Annotated in this window: 17 protein-coding genes and 1 tRNA gene; 12 read left to right on the top strand and 6 right to left on the bottom strand. The window is 70.1% G+C overall.

Going from position 1 to position 16039, the window contains the following annotated elements; all coding sequences use genetic code 11:
• Nucleotides 1-3 precede the first annotated feature (3 nt).
• Genes ybeY through era form a run of 4 tightly spaced genes read left to right on the top strand, consistent with a single transcriptional unit; the run spans nt 4 to nt 3067 of the window.
• On the top strand, nt 4-540 hold the full coding sequence (gene ybeY / locus O6P37_RS06520; protein WP_264011533.1) for an rRNA maturation RNase YbeY: 537 nt from the start codon (nt 4-6) through the stop codon (nt 538-540).
• A 15-nt stretch (nt 541-555) separates the two neighbouring features.
• The gene (locus tag O6P37_RS06515; RefSeq protein WP_269893297.1) at nt 556-1854 is read left to right on the top strand and encodes a hemolysin family protein; all 1299 of its coding nucleotides are present in this window, start codon (nt 556-558) and stop codon (nt 1852-1854) included.
• A complete protein-coding gene (locus O6P37_RS06510; RefSeq protein ID WP_269893296.1) occupies nt 1851-2171 on the top strand; it encodes a cytidine deaminase in 321 nt (106 codons plus the stop codon). Before O6P37_RS06515 ends, O6P37_RS06510 begins: the two co-directional genes overlap by 4 nt.
• Nucleotides 2168-3067, top strand: a complete 900-nt coding sequence (gene era, locus O6P37_RS06505; RefSeq protein WP_269893295.1) for a GTPase Era — start codon at nt 2168-2170, stop codon at nt 3065-3067. Before O6P37_RS06510 ends, era begins: the two co-directional genes overlap by 4 nt.
• Here era and O6P37_RS06500 read toward each other — a convergent pair.
• Nucleotides 3064-3714, bottom strand: coding sequence for an MmpS family transport accessory protein (locus O6P37_RS06500; protein WP_269893294.1), 651 nt, complete (start codon nt 3712-3714; stop codon nt 3064-3066). The genes era and O6P37_RS06500 overlap by 4 nt on opposite strands.
• Before the next feature lie 94 nt (nt 3715-3808).
• Complete coding sequence (locus tag O6P37_RS06495; RefSeq protein ID WP_269893293.1) at nt 3809-5281, bottom strand: amidase; 1473 nt, start codon at nt 5279-5281, stop codon at nt 3809-3811.
• A gap of 62 nt (nt 5282-5343) precedes the next feature.
• On the opposite strand from O6P37_RS06495, the gene recO reads away from it, so the two are divergent.
• From recO to O6P37_RS06480, 3 genes are read left to right on the top strand one after another with little or no spacing between them, the layout of a single operon-like run.
• On the top strand, nt 5344-6174 hold the full coding sequence (gene recO, locus O6P37_RS06490) for a DNA repair protein RecO (protein WP_269893646.1): 831 nt from the start codon (nt 5344-5346) through the stop codon (nt 6172-6174).
• Nucleotides 6158-7057: a decaprenyl diphosphate synthase gene (locus tag O6P37_RS06485; protein WP_269893645.1), complete on the top strand. Its 900-nt coding sequence runs from the start codon at nt 6158-6160 to the stop codon at nt 7055-7057. Before recO ends, O6P37_RS06485 begins: the two co-directional genes overlap by 17 nt.
• A gap of 10 nt (nt 7058-7067) precedes the next feature.
• Entirely contained in the window at nt 7068-7502 is a 435-nt protein-coding gene (locus O6P37_RS06480; protein WP_269893292.1) for a hypothetical protein, read from the top strand.
• On the opposite strand, the gene O6P37_RS06475 is transcribed toward O6P37_RS06480, so the two are convergent.
• Both O6P37_RS06475 and O6P37_RS06470 read right to left on the bottom strand, forming a co-directional pair.
• Nucleotides 7491-7898 (bottom strand): Fur family transcriptional regulator, encoded by a 408-nt coding sequence (locus O6P37_RS06475; RefSeq protein WP_264012694.1) that lies wholly within the window; start codon nt 7896-7898, stop codon nt 7491-7493. The genes O6P37_RS06480 and O6P37_RS06475 overlap by 12 nt on opposite strands.
• Nucleotides 7895-8284 carry an ArsR/SmtB family transcription factor gene (locus O6P37_RS06470; protein WP_408633121.1) on the bottom strand — a complete coding sequence of 130 codons (390 nt, stop codon included), beginning with the start codon at nt 8282-8284 and terminating at the stop codon, nt 7895-7897. Before O6P37_RS06470 ends, O6P37_RS06475 begins: the two co-directional genes overlap by 4 nt.
• A 71-nt stretch (nt 8285-8355) precedes the next feature.
• Here O6P37_RS06470 and O6P37_RS06465 point away from each other — a divergent pair, with 71 nt between their 5' ends.
• Nucleotides 8356-9735 carry a glycine--tRNA ligase gene (locus O6P37_RS06465; RefSeq protein ID WP_269893291.1) on the top strand — a complete coding sequence of 460 codons (1380 nt, stop codon included), beginning with the start codon at nt 8356-8358 and terminating at the stop codon, nt 9733-9735.
• An 84-nt stretch (nt 9736-9819) separates the two neighbouring features.
• Here the strand turns inward: O6P37_RS06465 and O6P37_RS06460 are convergent, their stop codons facing one another.
• Entirely contained in the window at nt 9820-11832 is a 2013-nt protein-coding gene (locus tag O6P37_RS06460; RefSeq protein ID WP_269893290.1) for a TPM domain-containing protein, read from the bottom strand.
• Nucleotides 11833-11909: 77 nt separating this feature from the next.
• On the opposite strand from O6P37_RS06460, the gene O6P37_RS06455 reads away from it, so the two are divergent.
• The 3 genes from O6P37_RS06455 to O6P37_RS06445 are packed head-to-tail and all read left to right on the top strand — an operon-like array spanning nt 11910 to nt 15473.
• A complete protein-coding gene (locus O6P37_RS06455) occupies nt 11910-13178 on the top strand; it encodes a deoxyguanosinetriphosphate triphosphohydrolase (protein WP_269893289.1) in 1269 nt (422 codons plus the stop codon).
• Between the two features lie 20 nt (nt 13179-13198).
• Entirely contained in the window at nt 13199-15121 is a 1923-nt protein-coding gene (gene dnaG / locus O6P37_RS06450) for a DNA primase (protein ID WP_264012700.1), read from the top strand.
• A gap of 58 nt (nt 15122-15179) precedes the next feature.
• A complete protein-coding gene (locus tag O6P37_RS06445; RefSeq protein WP_269893288.1) occupies nt 15180-15473 on the top strand; it encodes a DUF7155 family protein in 294 nt (97 codons plus the stop codon).
• Here the strand turns inward: O6P37_RS06445 and O6P37_RS06440 are convergent.
• On the bottom strand, nt 15470-15727 hold the full coding sequence (locus O6P37_RS06440; protein WP_264012702.1) for a hypothetical protein: 258 nt from the start codon (nt 15725-15727) through the stop codon (nt 15470-15472). The genes O6P37_RS06445 and O6P37_RS06440 overlap by 4 nt on opposite strands.
• Nucleotides 15728-15872: 145 nt before the next feature.
• Here O6P37_RS06440 and O6P37_RS06435 point away from each other — a divergent pair.
• A tRNA-Asn gene (locus O6P37_RS06435) sits at nt 15873-15948 on the top strand.
• Nucleotides 15949-16039 lie beyond the last annotated feature (91 nt).

Genomic DNA, 16039 nt, shown 5'->3' with positions numbered 1-16039 from the left:
GCCGTGAGTATCGAGGTGTCCAATGAGTCGGGGATCGACATCGCCGAAGAGGAACTGATCAGCGTCGCGAAGTTCGTCATCGGGGAGATGAAGGTGCACCCGGCGGCCGAGCTGTCGATGGTGCTGCTCGACACCTCGGCGATGGCCGACCTGCACATGCGCTGGATGGACCTGCCGGGCCCGACCGACGTGATGAGCTTCCCGATGGACGAGCTCGAACCGGGCGGCAGGCCCGACGCGCCCGATCCGGGACCGGCCATGCTCGGCGACATCGTGTTGTGTCCGGAGTTCGCCGCCAAACAGGCTGAGGCTGCAGGGCATTCGCTCGGTCACGAGCTGGCGCTGCTGACCGTGCACGGCGTCCTGCACCTACTCGGGTACGACCATGCAGAACCGGACGAGGAGAAAGAGATGTTCGCCCTGCAGGGCCGACTGCTCGAGGGGTGGGTGGCCGACCAGGTCGAGGCATACCACCAGGACCGGCAGACCCAGAAGGACCGTCGGTTGATCGACGAGTCGCGATATTTCGACCATCCCTGACGGCGGCGGACACCCATGACCGGCCTACCCCAGCTGATCGGTGCCATCGTCCTGGTCGTCCTCGGCGGCGCCTTCGCCGCCATCGACGCCGCATTGAGCACGGTGTCGATGGCGCGTGTCGAAGAACTGATGCGCGACGAGCGCCCCGGCTCGGTGCGACTGGCCAAGGTGATGACGGAGCGGCCGCGCTACATCAACCTGATCGTGCTGCTACGCATCGCCTGCGAGATCAGCGCGACCGTGCTGCTGGTCGCCTTCCTCGACGGCCATCTCGGGGTGAGCTGGGGCCTGTTCGCCGCAGCGGCCATCATGGTCGTCGTCAGCTTCGTCGCCGTTGGCGTCGGCCCGCGCACCCTCGGCAGGCAGCACGCCTACCAGATCGCCCTGTTCAGCGCGATACCGCTGCAGGCACTGTCGATCCTGCTCACCCCGATCAGCCGGCTGCTGGTGCTGATCGGCAACGCACTGACCCCGGGCCGCGGCTTCCGCAACGGCCCGTTCGCCTCGGAGATCGAGTTGCGTGAGGTCGTCGACCTGGCCCAGCAGAGCGGCGTCGTCGCCGACGACGAACGCCGGATGATCCAGTCGGTGTTCGAGCTCGGCGACACCGCGGCGCGCGAGGTGATGGTGCCGCGCACCGAGATGGTGTGGATCGAGCGGGACAAGTCGGCCGGCCAGGCGACGTCGCTCGCGGTGCGCAGCGGGCATTCGCGGATCCCGGTGATCGGTGAGAACGTCGACGACATCATCGGTGTCGTCTACCTCAAAGACCTTGTGCAACAGACCTACACCTCCGTCACCGGGGGCCGCGACACATCGGTGACCGAGGTGATGCGCCCGGCGGTGTTCGTCCCGGACTCCAAGCCGCTCGACGAGCTGCTGCGCGAGATGCAGCGCGACCGCAACCACATGGCGCTGCTGGTCGACGAGTACGGCGCCATCGCCGGACTGGTGACGATCGAGGACGTGCTCGAGGAGATCGTCGGCGAGATCGCCGACGAGTACGACACCGACGAGGTCGCACCCGTCGAAGAGCTGGGGGAGCGGCACTTCCGGGTATCGGCACGGCTGCCGATCGAGGACCTCGGCGAGCTCTACGACATGCAGTTCGACGACGATCTCGACGTCGACACGGTCGGCGGTCTGGTGGCGTTCGAGCTCGGCCGGGTGCCGCTGCCCGGCGCCGAGGTCACCTGGGACGGCCTGCGGCTGCGGGCCGAGGGCGGGCCGGACCACCGCGGCCGGGTGCGGGTCGGCACCGTGCTGGTCAGCCCCGAGCCCACCGCCGACGAGAACGACGAGGAGAGCCAATGACCGATCTCGATGCCGAGGACGCCAAGCTGGTGGTGCTCGCACGCGGCGCGATGGGCCGCGCCGAGGCGGCGAGCGGAGCGGCGGTGCGCGACGCCGACGGCCGGACCTACGCCGGCGCGCCGGTGGGCCTGGCCGCCCTGCAGCTGACGGCCCTGCAGGCCGCGGTGGCCGCCGCCGTGTCGAGCGGGGCCACCGGCCTCGAGGCGGCCGTGCTCGTCGGCGGGGCGGGCGACGACGCCGGTGTCGCCGCGGTGCGCGAGCTGTCACCGGGCGCTGCCGTCATCGTCACCGATCGGGCGGGAACGGTCACCGCGTGAGTGAATTCCGTTCGGGGTTCGTGTGTTTCGTCGGGAGGCCGAACACCGGCAAGTCGACGCTGACGAACGCGCTGGTGGGCACCAAGGTGGCGATCACCTCGAACCGGCCGCAGACCACGCGGCACACCATCCGCGGCATCGTGCACCGCACCGACTTCCAGATCATCCTCGTCGACACCCCTGGCCTGCACCGGCCGCGCACGCTGCTGGGGCAGCGGCTCAACGAGCTGGTGAAGAACACCTACTCCGAGGTCGACGTGATCGGGTTGTGCATCCCCGCCGACGAGGCGATCGGCCCCGGCGACCGGTGGATCCTCGAGCAGATCAGGGCGGTGGCGCCGAGGACCACGCTGGTCGCGATCGTCACCAAGATCGACAAGGTCTCCAAGGAGAAGGTCGCCGCGCAGCTGATGGCGGTCAGCGAGCTGGTGGGGCCGGACACCGAGATCGTGCCGGTGTCGGCCACGGCCGACGAACAACTCGACGTGCTCATCGACGTGTTCGCCGCCCAGTTGCCGCCGGGTCCGGCCTTCTACCCCGACGGCGAGCTGACCGACGAGCCCGAGGAGACGCTGATGGCCGAGCTGATCCGCGAGGCCGCCCTCGAAGGTGTGCGCGACGAACTACCGCACTCCCTGGCCGTGGTGATCGAGGAGATCAACCCGCGCGAAGACCGGGACGACCTGATCGATGTGCACGCCATCCTCTACGTCGAACGCGACAGCCAGAAGGGCATCGTGATCGGCAAGGGCGGTGCCAGACTCCGGGATGTCGGCACCGCCGCCCGCACCCAGATCGAGAAGCTGCTCGGCACCAAGGTGTACCTGGAACTGCGGGTGAAGATCGCCAAGAACTGGCAGCGCGACCCGAAACAGTTGGGCCGCTTGGGTTTCTAGCGGGTCCAGATGCAGTGCGCGTTGCCGCCGATCGGCTGTTCGGCGACCACGTCGCCGTCGAGGACGATGCGGCAGCCCGGTCCCGGAACGTCGCGACCGGTGGCGACCACCTGCAGCATGTCCTCGTTCGGGTCGACGGTCGTCTCACGCACCCACGGCAACACCGTGTGATCGGCCACCTGCGACGTCGGCGGATCGGTGACGATGTTGAACACCTCGCCCGGCCCGGTGACCTCGTAGCGCACAGTGGAATTCCCCACCGGAGCCGCGGGCGCTTCCTGGGGTGCGTCGGCGACCTTCCTGGATGCCGCCTGGGCATTGTCGGCCTTCGTGGCGGCCCGCACATCCGGGGTCACGCACACGACGTCGCCGTCGAACGCCTCACGCCACACGAATCCCTGCTTGCAGCTGTTGGATCCGAACGCGCCGTTGGGATCCCGATTGGCGACGGCCTGTGCGTTCTGTGCCGCGGTGGCGTCGCGGGTGGCCGGCGTCACGCAGACGTTGTCACCCGGCGCCGCCTCCCGCCAGACGAATCCGCTGATACAGGTGTCGGGTCCGAAAGGTTGGGCCGACACCGGCGCCGGTGTGAGGGCGGCGGCCGCCATCAGTGCCGCGGACAGCGGAATGAGCTTCGTGCTGTTCATCGATCGTCCTCCAGTTGCGGTGCGGCAGCGCTTCCCTGGCTGCCGGCGAAAGTGACGCTATTGCCGCGCGCGGGGGGATGAATCGGGTCTTTCCCTATCCCTGACCCTCTGTCGGACCCGGGATCACCGGGGGTACGTCCCACCACCGTGGCGGCTGCCTGGTCACCCAGCCGTTGATGGCCTCCAGTTCGGCGGCCAGCGACACCAGCAGCGGTTCGCTGGCCTCCGGGCCCATGAGCTGGACACCGATCGGCAGCCCGTCGGCGGTGAAACCGGCGGGCACGTTGATCGACGGCCACCCCAGCAGATTCCACGGCCACGTCACCGGGCACGCCTTGATCATCGTGCGGTCGGTGGACAGCCCGCCGCGCCGGTCGAAGTCGTGCACCGGTGGCGCAGGCAGGGCGGTGGTCGGCGCCAGCACCACGTCGGCGATGTTGAAGACCCACCCGATGCGCCGCTGCGCCGCGGCCTCCCGGCGCCGCGCCTTGCGCAGCACGTGCTCCGACAACAACCGGCCCGTGCGCAGATTGGCTTTCGTGCGCTTGTCCAGTTCGACCCCGGGACCGAGCCGCTCGGCCCAGTCCAGCAGTCCGGAGGTGCTGCGCGACAGGAAGTTCCACGACATGCCGACGGTGTAGTCGGGATCGGCGGCGATCACGGTGTGACCCAGCTGTTCGAGCTGTCCCGCGACGCGCTGCATCGCGGTGCGGATCTCCGGGTGGAGTTTCGCCCTGAAGACCGTGAACGGGAACTTCGTCGACATCGCGATCCGCAGCGGGCCCGGAGCCCGGCCGACGAAGTCCGCCACCCGAACCGGGTCCGGCCGGTGCATGTCGCCCGCCGCGTTACCCGACGCCGCGTCGAGGACCAGCGCGGCGTCGATGACGGTGCGCGCGAGCACGCCGTTGACCGTGATGCCGTTGAACGCCTCGGGCAGCGGCCAGGTGGAGATGCGGCCGCGCTGCGGTTTGATGCCGACGAGGTGACACCACGCCGCCGGGATCCGCACACTGCCTGCGCCGTCGGAGCCGATCGCCGCGGTGACCAGTCCGGCGGCCACGGCCGCGGCGCTGCCGCCCGACGAGCCGCCGGGGGTGTGCTCGCGCGACCACGGGTTGCGGGTGTGGCCGAACGCCGGCCCGCTGGTGAAGGGCCACTGGCCCAGCTCGCAGGTGTTGGTCTTGCCGACGATGACCGCACCGGCGGCCCGCAGCCTGCGCACCACCTCGGAATCCTCACGCGCCGGGCGCACCGTCCCGTCGGCGCCGAAGCGGGTGGGCACCCCGGCGATGTCCACGTCGTCCTTGACCGCGATCGGGATGCCGAGCAGCGGTTGCTGCGCGCCCGCGGCGCGCTGGCGGTCGGCCCGGACGGCGTCGGCGCGGGCCTGGTCGGCCAGCACCACCCGGAAGGCGTTGAGGGTCGGCTGGCTGGCCTCGATGGCGGCCAGGGAGCGGGCGACCAGCTCGACCGAGGTGACCGCACCGCTGGCCAGTTGATAGAGCTGGTCGGTGAGGGTGGGGAAGGCGGTGCGGGGCGGGCGGGAGGATGGCGAGTCGAGCATCACCGCCGAGCGTAACGGCGTGCTTACCGGCTCATGTCGGGGCGTGGTGGAAGACTGTGACGATGCGGCTGTACCGGGACCGCGCCGTCGTGCTGCGCCAACACAAACTCGGCGAGGCCGACCGCATCGTCACCTTGCTCACCCGCGACCACGGGCTGGTCCGCGCGGTGGCGAAGGGTGTGCGGCGCACCAGGAGCAAGTTCGGTGCCCGGCTCGAGCCGTTCGCGTACATCGACGTTCAACTGCACCCGGGCCGCAACCTCGACATCGTCACCCAGGTGCAGGCGATCGACGCATTCGCCGGCGACATCGTCAGCGATTACGGCCGCTACACCTGCGCCTGCGCGGTGCTCGAGACCGCGCAACGGCTGGCGGGCGAGGAACACGCACCGGTACCCGCGCTGCACCGGCTGACCGTCGGGGCGTTGCGGGCGGTCGCCGAGGGCAGCCGCCCCCGGGAGCTGGTGCTCGATGCTTACCTGCTGCGCGCCATGGGGATCGCCGGGTGGGCGCCTGCGCTCACCGAATGTGCCCGGTGCGCCACCCCCGGTCCGCACCGGGCGTTCCACGTGGCCGCGGGCGGCAGCGTGTGCGTGCACTGCAGGCCGTCGGGGTCGGTGACGCCGCCGCAGGGCGTGGTGGACCTGATGGCCGCGCTGCACGACGGCGACTGGGAAGCGGCCGAGGCGTCGTCCTCGTCGCACCGCAGTCAGGCCAGCGGACTGGTCGCGGCGCATCTGCAGTGGCACCTGGAGCGACAGTTGCAGACGTTGCCGCTGGTCGAACGTTTCTATCGGATGGATCGCACGGTCGCCGACCACCGCATCGCGCGGTTGGGGCAGGATGTCCACCGTGGCGACGAACCAGGCGAACAGCTTGCCGCAGGCGGCTGAGCGCAAGAAGAGGGCGCGGAAAGGCGAATTCCCGCAACTCGACCCGGCGCCCGACGACTACCCCACCTTCCCCGACAAGTCGACGTGGCCGGTGGTGTTCCCCGAGTTGCCGCCGAAGACCAACGGCCCGTTCTGCCGCCCGCCGCAGCACACCAGCAAGGCGGCCGCACCGAAGATCCCAGCCGACCAGGTGCCCCAGCACGTCGCCGTGGTGATGGACGGCAACGGCCGCTGGGCCACTCAGCGCGGGCTGCACCGCACCGAGGGCCACAAGATGGGCGAGGCGGTGCTCATCGACATCACCTGCGGGGCGATCGAGATCGGTGTCAAGCACCTGACGGTGTACGCCTTCTCCACCGAGAACTGGAAGCGCAGCACCGAGGAGGTGCGCTTCCTGATGGGCTTCAACCGTGAGGTGGTGCGCCGGCGCCGGGAGAACCTCAACGACATGGGCGTGCGGATGCGCTGGGTCGGATCCCGCCCGCGCATGTGGCGCAGCGTGAGCAAGGAGTTCGACATCGCTGAGGAGATGACGGTCGACAACGACGTCATCACGATCAACTACTGCGTGAACTACGGCGGCCGCACCGAGATCGTCGAGGCCGCGCGTGTGCTGGCGCAGGAGGCCGCCGACGGCAAGGTCAAGCCGGGCCGCATCACCGAGGCCGCGTTCGCCAGGCATCTGCACCGGCCGGACATCCCCGACGTCGACCTGTTCATCCGCACGTCGGGGGAGCAGCGGGCCAGCAACTTCCTGCTGTGGCAATCCGCCTACGCCGAATACGTCTTCCAGGACAAGCTCTGGCCGGACTACGACCGGCGCGACCTGTGGGCGGCGTGCGAGGAGTACGTCAGCCGCAACCGTCGCTTCGGCAGGGCCTGAGCGGCGCACCGTGACCACACCCGACCTGCCGCAGCGGCTGGCGTCGGCGCTCACGGAGGCACTGCCGGTGGTGCAGGAATCCGACGGCGCGATCACCGTGCACTACGACGAGACGTTCGCCTCGCTGCGGGTGGTGCCCGTCGCGGAGGGTCTGGACCTGGTGGCGCTGACCCAGATGCTGGTGTGGGACCAGCCGCTGGACGCGAAACTACGGGCGAAGGTCGCCGAGCACGCGCACGCCACGCTGCTGGGCACGGTGTCGCTGGCGGCCAAGAGCGGCGAGGCCGCGGTGGCCGCGTCGGCGAAGCGCAACTCCAAGAAGACCGCGGATGTGTTGCTGCGCTACAACTTCCCGGGCAACGGGCTGTCCGACGAGGCACTGCGCACGCTGATCATGATGGTGCTCGCGGCCGGCGCCGACGTGCGCCGGTCGCTACTCGGCTGACGAGGCGCAGGCGCCACACACCCCGAAAATCTCGATGGTGTGGCTGACGTCGGAGAAGCCGTGCCTGCGGGCGATGTCCGCGGCCCACGTCTCCACCGACCGGCCCTGAATCTCGACGGTAGCCCCGCACGTCCGGCACACCAGGTGGTGGTGGTGGTGCTCCGAGCAGCGCCGGTAGACCGACTCGCCGGTGTCGGTGCGCAGGGTGTCGACCACGCCTGCCGCGGACATCGCCTGCAGGGTGCGGTAGACCGTCGTCAGGCCGATGCCCTCGCCGCGTCGTCGCAGCTCGTCGTGCAACTCCTGGGCGGACCTGAAGTCGTCGAGTTCCCCGAGCAGTTCGGTGATCGCCGCGCGCTGCCGGGTGGCCCGGACGCCGGTGCCTGCGCCCGTCATCGCGGGTCCTCGGCGGCGTGCGCGACGGCGTCGACCACGATGTGGGCGAGGTGATGGTCGACGAGGCGGTAGAGCACCTCGCGTCCGGACCGCTCACTGGCCACCACGCCGGACTGCTTGAGGATGCGCAGGTGCTGGCTGACCAGCGGCTGCGGCACGCCGAGCGCGTCGACCAGCTCGTGCACGCACCGCTGGGACTGCTGCAGCTGCAGGACGATCGCGATGCGGACCGGTGCGGCCAGCGCGCGCAGCAGCTCACCCGCGGTCTCGAGCACCTCACGTGCGGGCAGGTCGGGCATCGGCGCGGCGCCGTGCTGGTGGCCGTGCTCGACCGGCCCGCCGCCGTCCTCTGCGCCCTCGTCGGCAATAGTGGGAATGGTTTTCATTATGCCAGCCACAATACATGCAGGCATACGCATGTCAATCGGTCCCTCAGGTGTCGCTACGCTGATGCACCGTGGCATCCATCATCGACACCGTTGCGAACCTCGCGAAACGCCGTGGCCTGGTCTACCAGTCGGGTGAGATCTACGGCGGCACGAAGTCGGCGTGGGACTACGGGCCGCTGGGCGTCGAGCTCAAGGAGAACATCAAGCGGCAGTGGTGGCGGTCGGTGGTCACCGGCCGCGACGACGTCGTCGGCCTGGACAGCGCGATCATCCTGCCCCGTGAGGTGTGGGTGGCCTCGGGCCACGTCGAGGTGTTCAACGACCCGCTCGTGGAATCGTTGATCACCCACAAGCGGTACCGCGCCGACCATCTGATCGAGGCTTACGAGGCCAAGCACGGCCGTCCGCCGGCCAACGGGCTGGCCGACATCCGCGACCCGGAGACCGGCGACCCCGGTCAGTGGACCGAGCCGCGCGACTTCAACATGATGCTCAAGACCTACCTCGGCCCGATCGAGACCGAGGAGGGCATGCACTATCTGCGGCCCGAGACCGCACAGGGCATCTTCGTGAACTTCGCGAACGTGGTGACCACGTCGCGGCGCAAGCCGCCGTTCGGCATCGGCCAGATCGGCAAGAGCTTCCGCAACGAGATCACCCCGGGCAACTTCATCTTCCGCACCCGCGAGTTCGAGCAGATGGAGATGGAGTTCTTCGTCGAGCCGTCGACGGCGCCCGAGTGGCACCAGTACTGGATCGACACCCGGCTGCAGTGGTACGTCGACCTCGGCATCGACCGCGACAACCTACGGCTCTACGAGCATCCGAAGGACAAGCTGTCGCACTACTCGGACCGCACGGTCGACATCGAGTACAAGTTCGGCTTCGCGGGCAACCCGTGGGGTGAGCTCGAGGGCGTGGCCAACCGCACCGACTTCGACCTGTCCACGCACGCCAAGCATTCCGGCGTCGACCTGTCGTACTACGACCAGGCCACCGAGACGCGCTACACGCCGTATGTAATCGAGCCGGCGGCCGGCCTGACCCGGTCGCTGATGGCGTTCCTGGTCGACGCGTACACCGAGGACGAGGCGCCCAACGCCAAGGGCGGCGTCGACAAGCGCACCGTGCTCAAGCTTGATCCGCGGCTGGCGCCGGTGAAGGCCGCGGTGCTGCCGCTGTCGCGGCACGCCGATCTGTCGCCGAAGGCCCGCGACCTGGCGGCCGAACTGCGCAAGTCGTGGAACGTCGAGTTCGACGACGCCGGGGCGATCGGGCGCCGCTACCGCCGCCAGGACGAGATCGGCACGCCGTTCTGCGTGACCGTCGACTTCGACTCGCTCGAGGACCAGTCGGCGACCATCCGCGAGCGCGACGCGATGACCCAGGACCGGGTCGCGCTGTCGGAGGTCTCCGACTACCTGGCCGTCCGCCTCAAGGGCGCCTAGCTCTCTTCCCGCGAGCAGACGCAAAATCCCCCCGACACGCCGGTGTCGACGGGATTTTGCGTCTGCTCGCCGGGAAAGCGGAGCCTAGAACCGGCCGCCGCCACCGCTGTAGCTGCGGCCCGACGACCGCGACGAGCCGCCGAACGACGTCGACCGCCCCATCCCGCGGCCGCCGCTGTACCCGCCGCTCCAGCCACTCGTGCCGACGCCGCCGCTGAACCCGCCGCGCAGCACGTTGCCGATGATGATGCCGCCGATCACCGCCCCCAGGTCCGAGCCGCCGCCGGGATAATGCGAGGTGAAGGTCTGCTGGGCGGCTTGGACGTCGTCGTTGGCCAGCGACTGCGCCTGCGCGGCGAGCATGGACGCGCCGTTGGCGTGCGCGACGGCCTCGCTCACATCGGTGCTGCGCTTGGCCTGCGCCGCCTCGAGCTGGCGGCCCGCTTCGGCGAGCCGGGTGCGCGCCTCCGGGCCGATGCTGCCGCGGCGGGTGTCGATGAAGTCCGACACCGCCCGGATCCGCGACTGGGCGGTGACCACCGCCTGGTCCAGTGCGCGGACCAGCCGCTCGGCGGCTTCGCGCTGCTCGTGCACGCTGGCCAGCAGCCGGTCCAGATCCGCGTCGGCCTTGGTCAGAGCCGTGAAGGTGCCCAGCGGATCGGTCGGCCCGCCGGCCTCGGCGGCGCGCACCGCGTCGTTGGCCTTCTTCAGCGCGGCGGTGAGTTCGGCGGCCTGCGGTGTGTCCGGCTTCTGCAGCAGGCTTCCGGCGTGCGCGATACCGGCGCGCAGGTCGGCGATCGCCGCGGGCAGGCTCGCCACCGCCCGGTTGATGTCGCCCGCGGCACTGTCGAGCGCCTCGAACAGCTGACGGGCCTGCGCCAGCGCCGACTCGGCCGCACGCACGGCGTCCACCAGGCCGATCTGATCGCCGGCGGGCCGCGCCACCAGCGCACGCGCCGAGGTGATGTGGCGATCGGCGAACGCGAGCCGCTCCTTGGCCGCGTCGATGTTCCCTGCCACCGAAGACAGTGCGGCGGCGTCGAACTGCGCACGCAGGCCGGCCAGCGTCTGCTCGGCGGGCGCTATCCGGGCCGTCAGGTCGACCATCTGCTGGGTCAGCGTGTCCAGCCGGTCGGGCGCGTTGATCACCAGGTCGCGCAGTTGCTCGAACGCCTCGCTCTGTGCGTCGAGTTCGCGGTCGGCGGTTGCGGCGGACACGATCACCCGGGTCAGCAGGTCGCGTCGCTGTAGTGGCGCCTCGGGGATCGCGTCGTCGAGCGTCTGACGCACGGAGAATGCTTGCGCCAGTGCCGCTTTGGCCGTCGCCACGGCCCGCACGAACGGTTCGGTGCGCTGCGGGCCGAATTCTCCGACCGCCATCGCCAGTTCGCCGTCGCTGGTGCGCACCGCGTTGTCGACGTCCACCACGATCGCCTTCGACAGGTCGTCGAGCGCGTCGATGGGAACGGCGGCCAATGCGTTGGGATCGGTGGGGTCCACCCGCTTGGCGGCCTCGAACTCGGCGGCGCGGCGCTTACGGCGGCGCCGGCGCTGCCACCACCACAGCACCAGTCCGATCGCGACGATGAGCACCAGCACGACCGCGATGGCCAGCGGCGACACGTGCAGCGGTTGCGGCGGGGCGACGTCGAGGCCCTGCGCGGCGGTGATCGCCGCGCCGGCCCAGTCCTGGCGGCGGAGCATCGGCTCGATCTCGTTGCGCTGCAGACGGTCGGCCTCGGACTGGCCGATGACGGCGGTCGGCACCCGGAACGCGTAGGACCGTTCGACGACCGCGATGGCCAGCAGCGCGTCGTGGTCACCGAAGTCACTGAGCTCGGTGGCCGTGTCGGCCCACGCGACCGGATCCTGGCCGAAGCGGTCGACGTACACCACCCACAACCGGGTGCCGCGGGTGTCGTAGAGCCGGTCGACGGCCGCTTGCACCTCGGCGCGCTGGGTCCTGTCGAGCGCGCCGGCGTTGTCGGTGACGTAGTCAGGCACCCGGAACGGTGGTTCGGCGGCGGCGTTCGGGGCGATGAGGACGCCGACCGTGAGGACGGCGCACACCACGCTGAGCAGGCGGGCGAAACGCATGGTGGTCAATGTAGTGCCGGTCGGCCACCAGGCGTGACGGCACGGCCCGCATGGGCACCCTGGCAGACTGAGCGTCGGTGGCTGCATATCGGGATACCTATGACGAGTTCGACCGCGCGCGGTTGGTGGTCGAGGACCCCAAGGGCGCCGGGCTGCCGGGCGCCGACACCGAGCACCGCACCGACTTCGCCCGTGATCGCGCGCGGGTGCTGCACTGCGCGGCGCTGCGCCGGCTGGCCGACAAGACCCAAGTGGTCGGACCGCGTGAGGGGGAGACCCCGCGCACCCGCCTGACCCACTCACTGGAGGTGGCGCAGATCGGCCGCGGGATGGCCGTCGGGCTGGGCTGCGACCCGGACCTGGTCGACCTGGCCGGCCTGGCCCACGACATCGGCCATCCGCCGTACGGACACAACGGCGAACGGGCGCTCGACGAGATCGTCACGGTGTTCGGCGGCTTCGAGGGCAACGCGCAGAACTTCAGGATCTTGACCCGGCTCGAACCCAAAGTGCTTGACCCGCAAGGGCGCGGCGCGGGCCTGAACCTGACCAGGGCGGCGCTCGACGCGGTGACGAAGTACCCGTGGCAGCGCACCGCCGAGCGCCGCAAGTTCGGGTTCTACGACGACGACATGACCGCGGCGCAGTGGGTGCGCAGCGGCGCGCCCGCCGACCGGCCATGCCTGGAGGCGCAGTTGATGGACTGGGCCGACGACGTCGCCTACTCGGTGCACGACGTCGAGGACGGCGTGATCTCCGGACGCATCGACCTGCGGGTGCTCGCCGACGCCGACGAGGCCGCGTCGCTGGCCCGGCTGGGCGCCGAGTCCTTCCCGACGCTGGCGACCGACGACCTGCTGGCCGCCGCCGAGCGGCTGTCGAAGGTCCCCGTGGTGGCCGACGTCGGCAAGTACGACGGCACCCTGGCCGCCTCGGTCGCGCTCAAGCGGATGACCAGCGAACTCGTCGGCCGATTCGCCAACGCCGCGATCACCGAGACCCGCGGCGTTGCCGGACCCGGCCCGCTGCGGCGCTTCGACACCGAGCTGACGGTGCCGGTGCTGGTGCGCGCCGAGGTGGCGGTGCTCAAGATGCTGGCATTGCACTTCATCATGTCCGACCACGGGCATCTGCGGATCCAGGCCGACCAGCGGACCCGCATCCGGGAGGTGGCGCTCGCGCTGTGGGCGCAGGCACCCGGCAGCCTCGACCCGCAGTTCGCCGCCGAATTCGACGCGGCATCCGACGACGGCTCCCGGCTGCGGGTGGTGGTCGACCAGATCGCCTCCTACACCGAGGGCCGGCTGGAACGAGTGCACGAAGCGCGCTCGCCCAGGCCGTTGTGACCGACCTCTAGACTGGATCGGTGGCCGGGCGGATACCAGATCGCGACATCGCGGCCATCCGTGAACGTGTGAGCATCGAGGACGTCGTCGGCGACTACGTGCAGTTGCGCCGCGCCGGCGCCGACTCACTCAAGGGCCTGTGTCCCTTCCACGACGAGAAGTCGCCGTCGTTCCACGTCCGGCCCAACCACGGCCACTTCCACTGCTTCGGCTGCGGCGAGGGCGGCGACGTCTTCACCTTCCTGCAGAAGATCGAGCACGTCAGCTTCGTCGAGTCGGTCGAACTGCTGGCCGACCGCGTGGGCTACACCGTCACCTACACCGGCGGGTCCACCACGAACGTGCAGCGCGACCGCGGCAGCCGGAGCCGGCTTCTGGCCGCCAACGCCGCCGCCGCCGAGTTCTACGCCGAGGCACTGCAGTCCGACGAGGCCGCACCGGCGCGGCAGTACCTGATCGAACGCAACTTCGACGCCGCGGCGGCGGCGCACTTCGGCTGCGGTTTCGCCCCGTCGGGCTGGGACAAGCTGACCAAACACCTGCTGCGCAAGGGATTCGAGTTCAAAGAGCTCGAGGCGGCCGGGCTGTCGCGGGAGGGCAAGCGCGGGCCGATGGACCGGTTCCACCGCAGGCTGCTCTGGCCGATCCGGGCCCCCGGTGGGGAGGTGATCGGGTTCGGCGCCCGCCGCATCTTCGCCGACGACCCGATGGAGGCCAAGTACGTCAACACCCCCGAGACGGTGCTGTACAAGAAGTCGTCGGTGCTGTTCGGGCTCGATCTCGCCAAGCGCGACATCGCCAAGTCCCACCGCGCGGTGGTGGTCGAGGGCTACACCGACGTGATGGCGATGCACCTGTCGCACGAGACCACGGCCGTGGCGTCGTGCGGCACCGCCTTCGGTGACGGGCACCTCGCCCTGCTGCGCCGGCTGATGATGGACGACAACTGGTACCGCGGTGAGCTGATCTTCGTGTTCGACGGCGACGCGGCGGGCCAGGCGGCGGCGCTCAAGGCGTTCGACGGTGATCAGCAGGTGGCCGGAAAGTCGTTCGTCGCCATCGCTTCCGACGGGATGGACCCCTGCGACCTGCGGCTGAAATACGGCGACAACGCGCTGCGCGACCTGGTGGCGCGGCGCATCCCGATGTTCGAGTTCGCGGTCCGAAGCCTCATCCCCGACGGGGAGACCCTCGACAACGACCCGCAGGCCCAGGTGGACGCGCTGCGCCGGTGTGTGCCGCTGGTGGCCCGGATCCGCGACTACGCCCTGCGCGACGAGTACGCGCGCCGGCTGGCCGGCTGGACCGGGTGGAGCGACGAGGCGCAGGTGCTCAGCCGGGTCCGCGAGGAGGCCCAGAAGCGGGGCCTGCCCGACAAGGGCAGGCGGCGCACCGCGGAGTCGGCGTCGGCCAGGGCCACCCGGCCCGCGGCCGACGCGCCTGCCCGGCCGGACCCGGCCGATCCGACGCTGTGGCCGCAGCGCGAGGCGCTCAAGTCGGCGATGCAGTATCCGGCGCTGGCCGGGCCGGTGTTCGACACGTTGACCGTCGACAGCTTCACCCATCCCGGTTACGCGGCGGTCCGCGCGGCCATCGCGGCGGCCGGCGGCACGTCGGCCGGGCTGTCCGGGGCGCAGTGGATCGAGGCGGTGCGCGAGCAGACGGCGTCGCCGGCTGCGGCCAACCTCGTCAACGAGCTGGGCGCCGACGCATTCCAGGTGGAGGACGAGGAGAAGCTGCCCCGCTACATCGGTGGAGTGCTGGCCCGCCTGCAGGAGGTGTGGGTCGGCAGGCAGATCGCCGAGGTGAAGTCGAAGCTGCAGCGGATGTCACCGGTCGACCACAGCGATGACTACCACGCGCTGTTCGGGGATCTGGTGGCGATGGAGGCCTACCGCCGCAGCCTGCTGGAACAGGCCAGCGGTGACGACCTCACTGCGTGAACGCCGTCGGCACGCTATGGTGAATCCGCTGTACGACCATGTCCGAGGAAGGCAAGCCGTGACCAGGATCTCCAAGCAGGCTCGACGTTCCATCGCCGCCGGTGCCTTCGCCGTGGCCGCCATCGCCGCACCGTTCGCCGCGTCGGCGCTGAGCGCCGCTCCGGCCCAGGACCTCGCCGGCCCTGCCTGCCTGGCCTGGTTCGGTAACAAGGAGGACGGCAACTGCCTGTCCTACGCCAACGGCAACGGCATCAACGTCGGCACGCCCGAGGTCGCGTTCGGCGAGAACGGCCTGGGAATCTCCACCGGTCCGCTGCTGCCCGGCCGGACGATCTCTCAGGGCGTCAACTAGCGCGTTCTGCGCTGCTGCTCCGCCGGTTGCGGCGTGAGCACATCGGTCTCCGAGTCGATCGGGGTCAATGTCACCATCTGCGGGTCGGGAGACACCCGGTCGGCCACCTTGCGCCGTCCGGCGTCGATCACGGCCTTGGCGGCCGGGCTGCTCGTCACCGCACGATAGGTCCCGGAGATCTGCTCGTAGCGGCGACGGCCGGCCTTCGAACCCAACACGTAGCCCACCGCCAGCACGGCGACATACCCGATCACAAAGCCCCTCCCGCAAGACGGTTCGTTGGTTCCATCCTGCCTCAAGTGGCCCACCTCGCGCTGACCCGGGAGCGCATTGGCGGGGTGCTCGGTGCGTACGCTAGAGTCATCCCTCGATCCGCGGACAACGATCGCGGACAGGCAGTCCCCTGTAGCTCAATTGGCAGAGCATTCGGCTGTTAACCGAAGGGTTGCTGGTTCGAGTCCAGCCGGGGGAGCCACCTTTTTCACCGTCGCACCGCTCACTCACCCGCGTCGGGTGCTGCCCAGACCACGTTGAAGGTCCCTGTGGCTCTGCTGGCAGACCCCTGT

Origin of the sequence: Mycobacterium hippophais, assembly GCF_027529605.1 — a bacterium.
GTDB lineage: Bacteria > Actinomycetota > Actinomycetes > Mycobacteriales > Mycobacteriaceae > Mycobacterium > Mycobacterium arseniciresistens.
This window is presented reverse-complemented; position numbering and strand designations above follow the sequence as displayed.

Excerpts from the sequence above, each read along its gene's own strand:
- O6P37_RS06515 (WP_269893297.1), top strand. The coding sequence starts at position 556 with ATGACCGGCCTACCCCAGCTGATCGGTGCCATCGTCCTGGTCGTCCTC.
- O6P37_RS06500 (WP_269893294.1), bottom strand. The coding sequence starts at position 3,714 with ATGAACAGCACGAAGCTCATTCCGCTGTCCGCGGCACTGATGGCGGCC.
- O6P37_RS06475 (WP_264012694.1), bottom strand. The coding sequence starts at position 7,898 with ATGACGGGCGCAGGCACCGGCGTCCGGGCCACCCGGCAGCGCGCGGCG.
- O6P37_RS06495 (WP_269893293.1), bottom strand. The coding sequence starts at position 5,281 with ATGCTCGACTCGCCATCCTCCCGCCCGCCCCGCACCGCCTTCCCCACC.
- O6P37_RS06460 (WP_269893290.1), bottom strand. The coding sequence starts at position 11,832 with ATGCGTTTCGCCCGCCTGCTCAGCGTGGTGTGCGCCGTCCTCACGGTC.
- O6P37_RS06510 (WP_269893296.1), top strand. The coding sequence starts at position 1,851 with ATGACCGATCTCGATGCCGAGGACGCCAAGCTGGTGGTGCTCGCACGC.
- recO (WP_269893646.1), top strand. The coding sequence starts at position 5,344 with ATGCGGCTGTACCGGGACCGCGCCGTCGTGCTGCGCCAACACAAACTC.
- O6P37_RS06470 (WP_408633121.1), bottom strand. The coding sequence starts at position 8,284 with ATGAAAACCATTCCCACTATTGCCGACGAGGGCGCAGAGGACGGCGGC.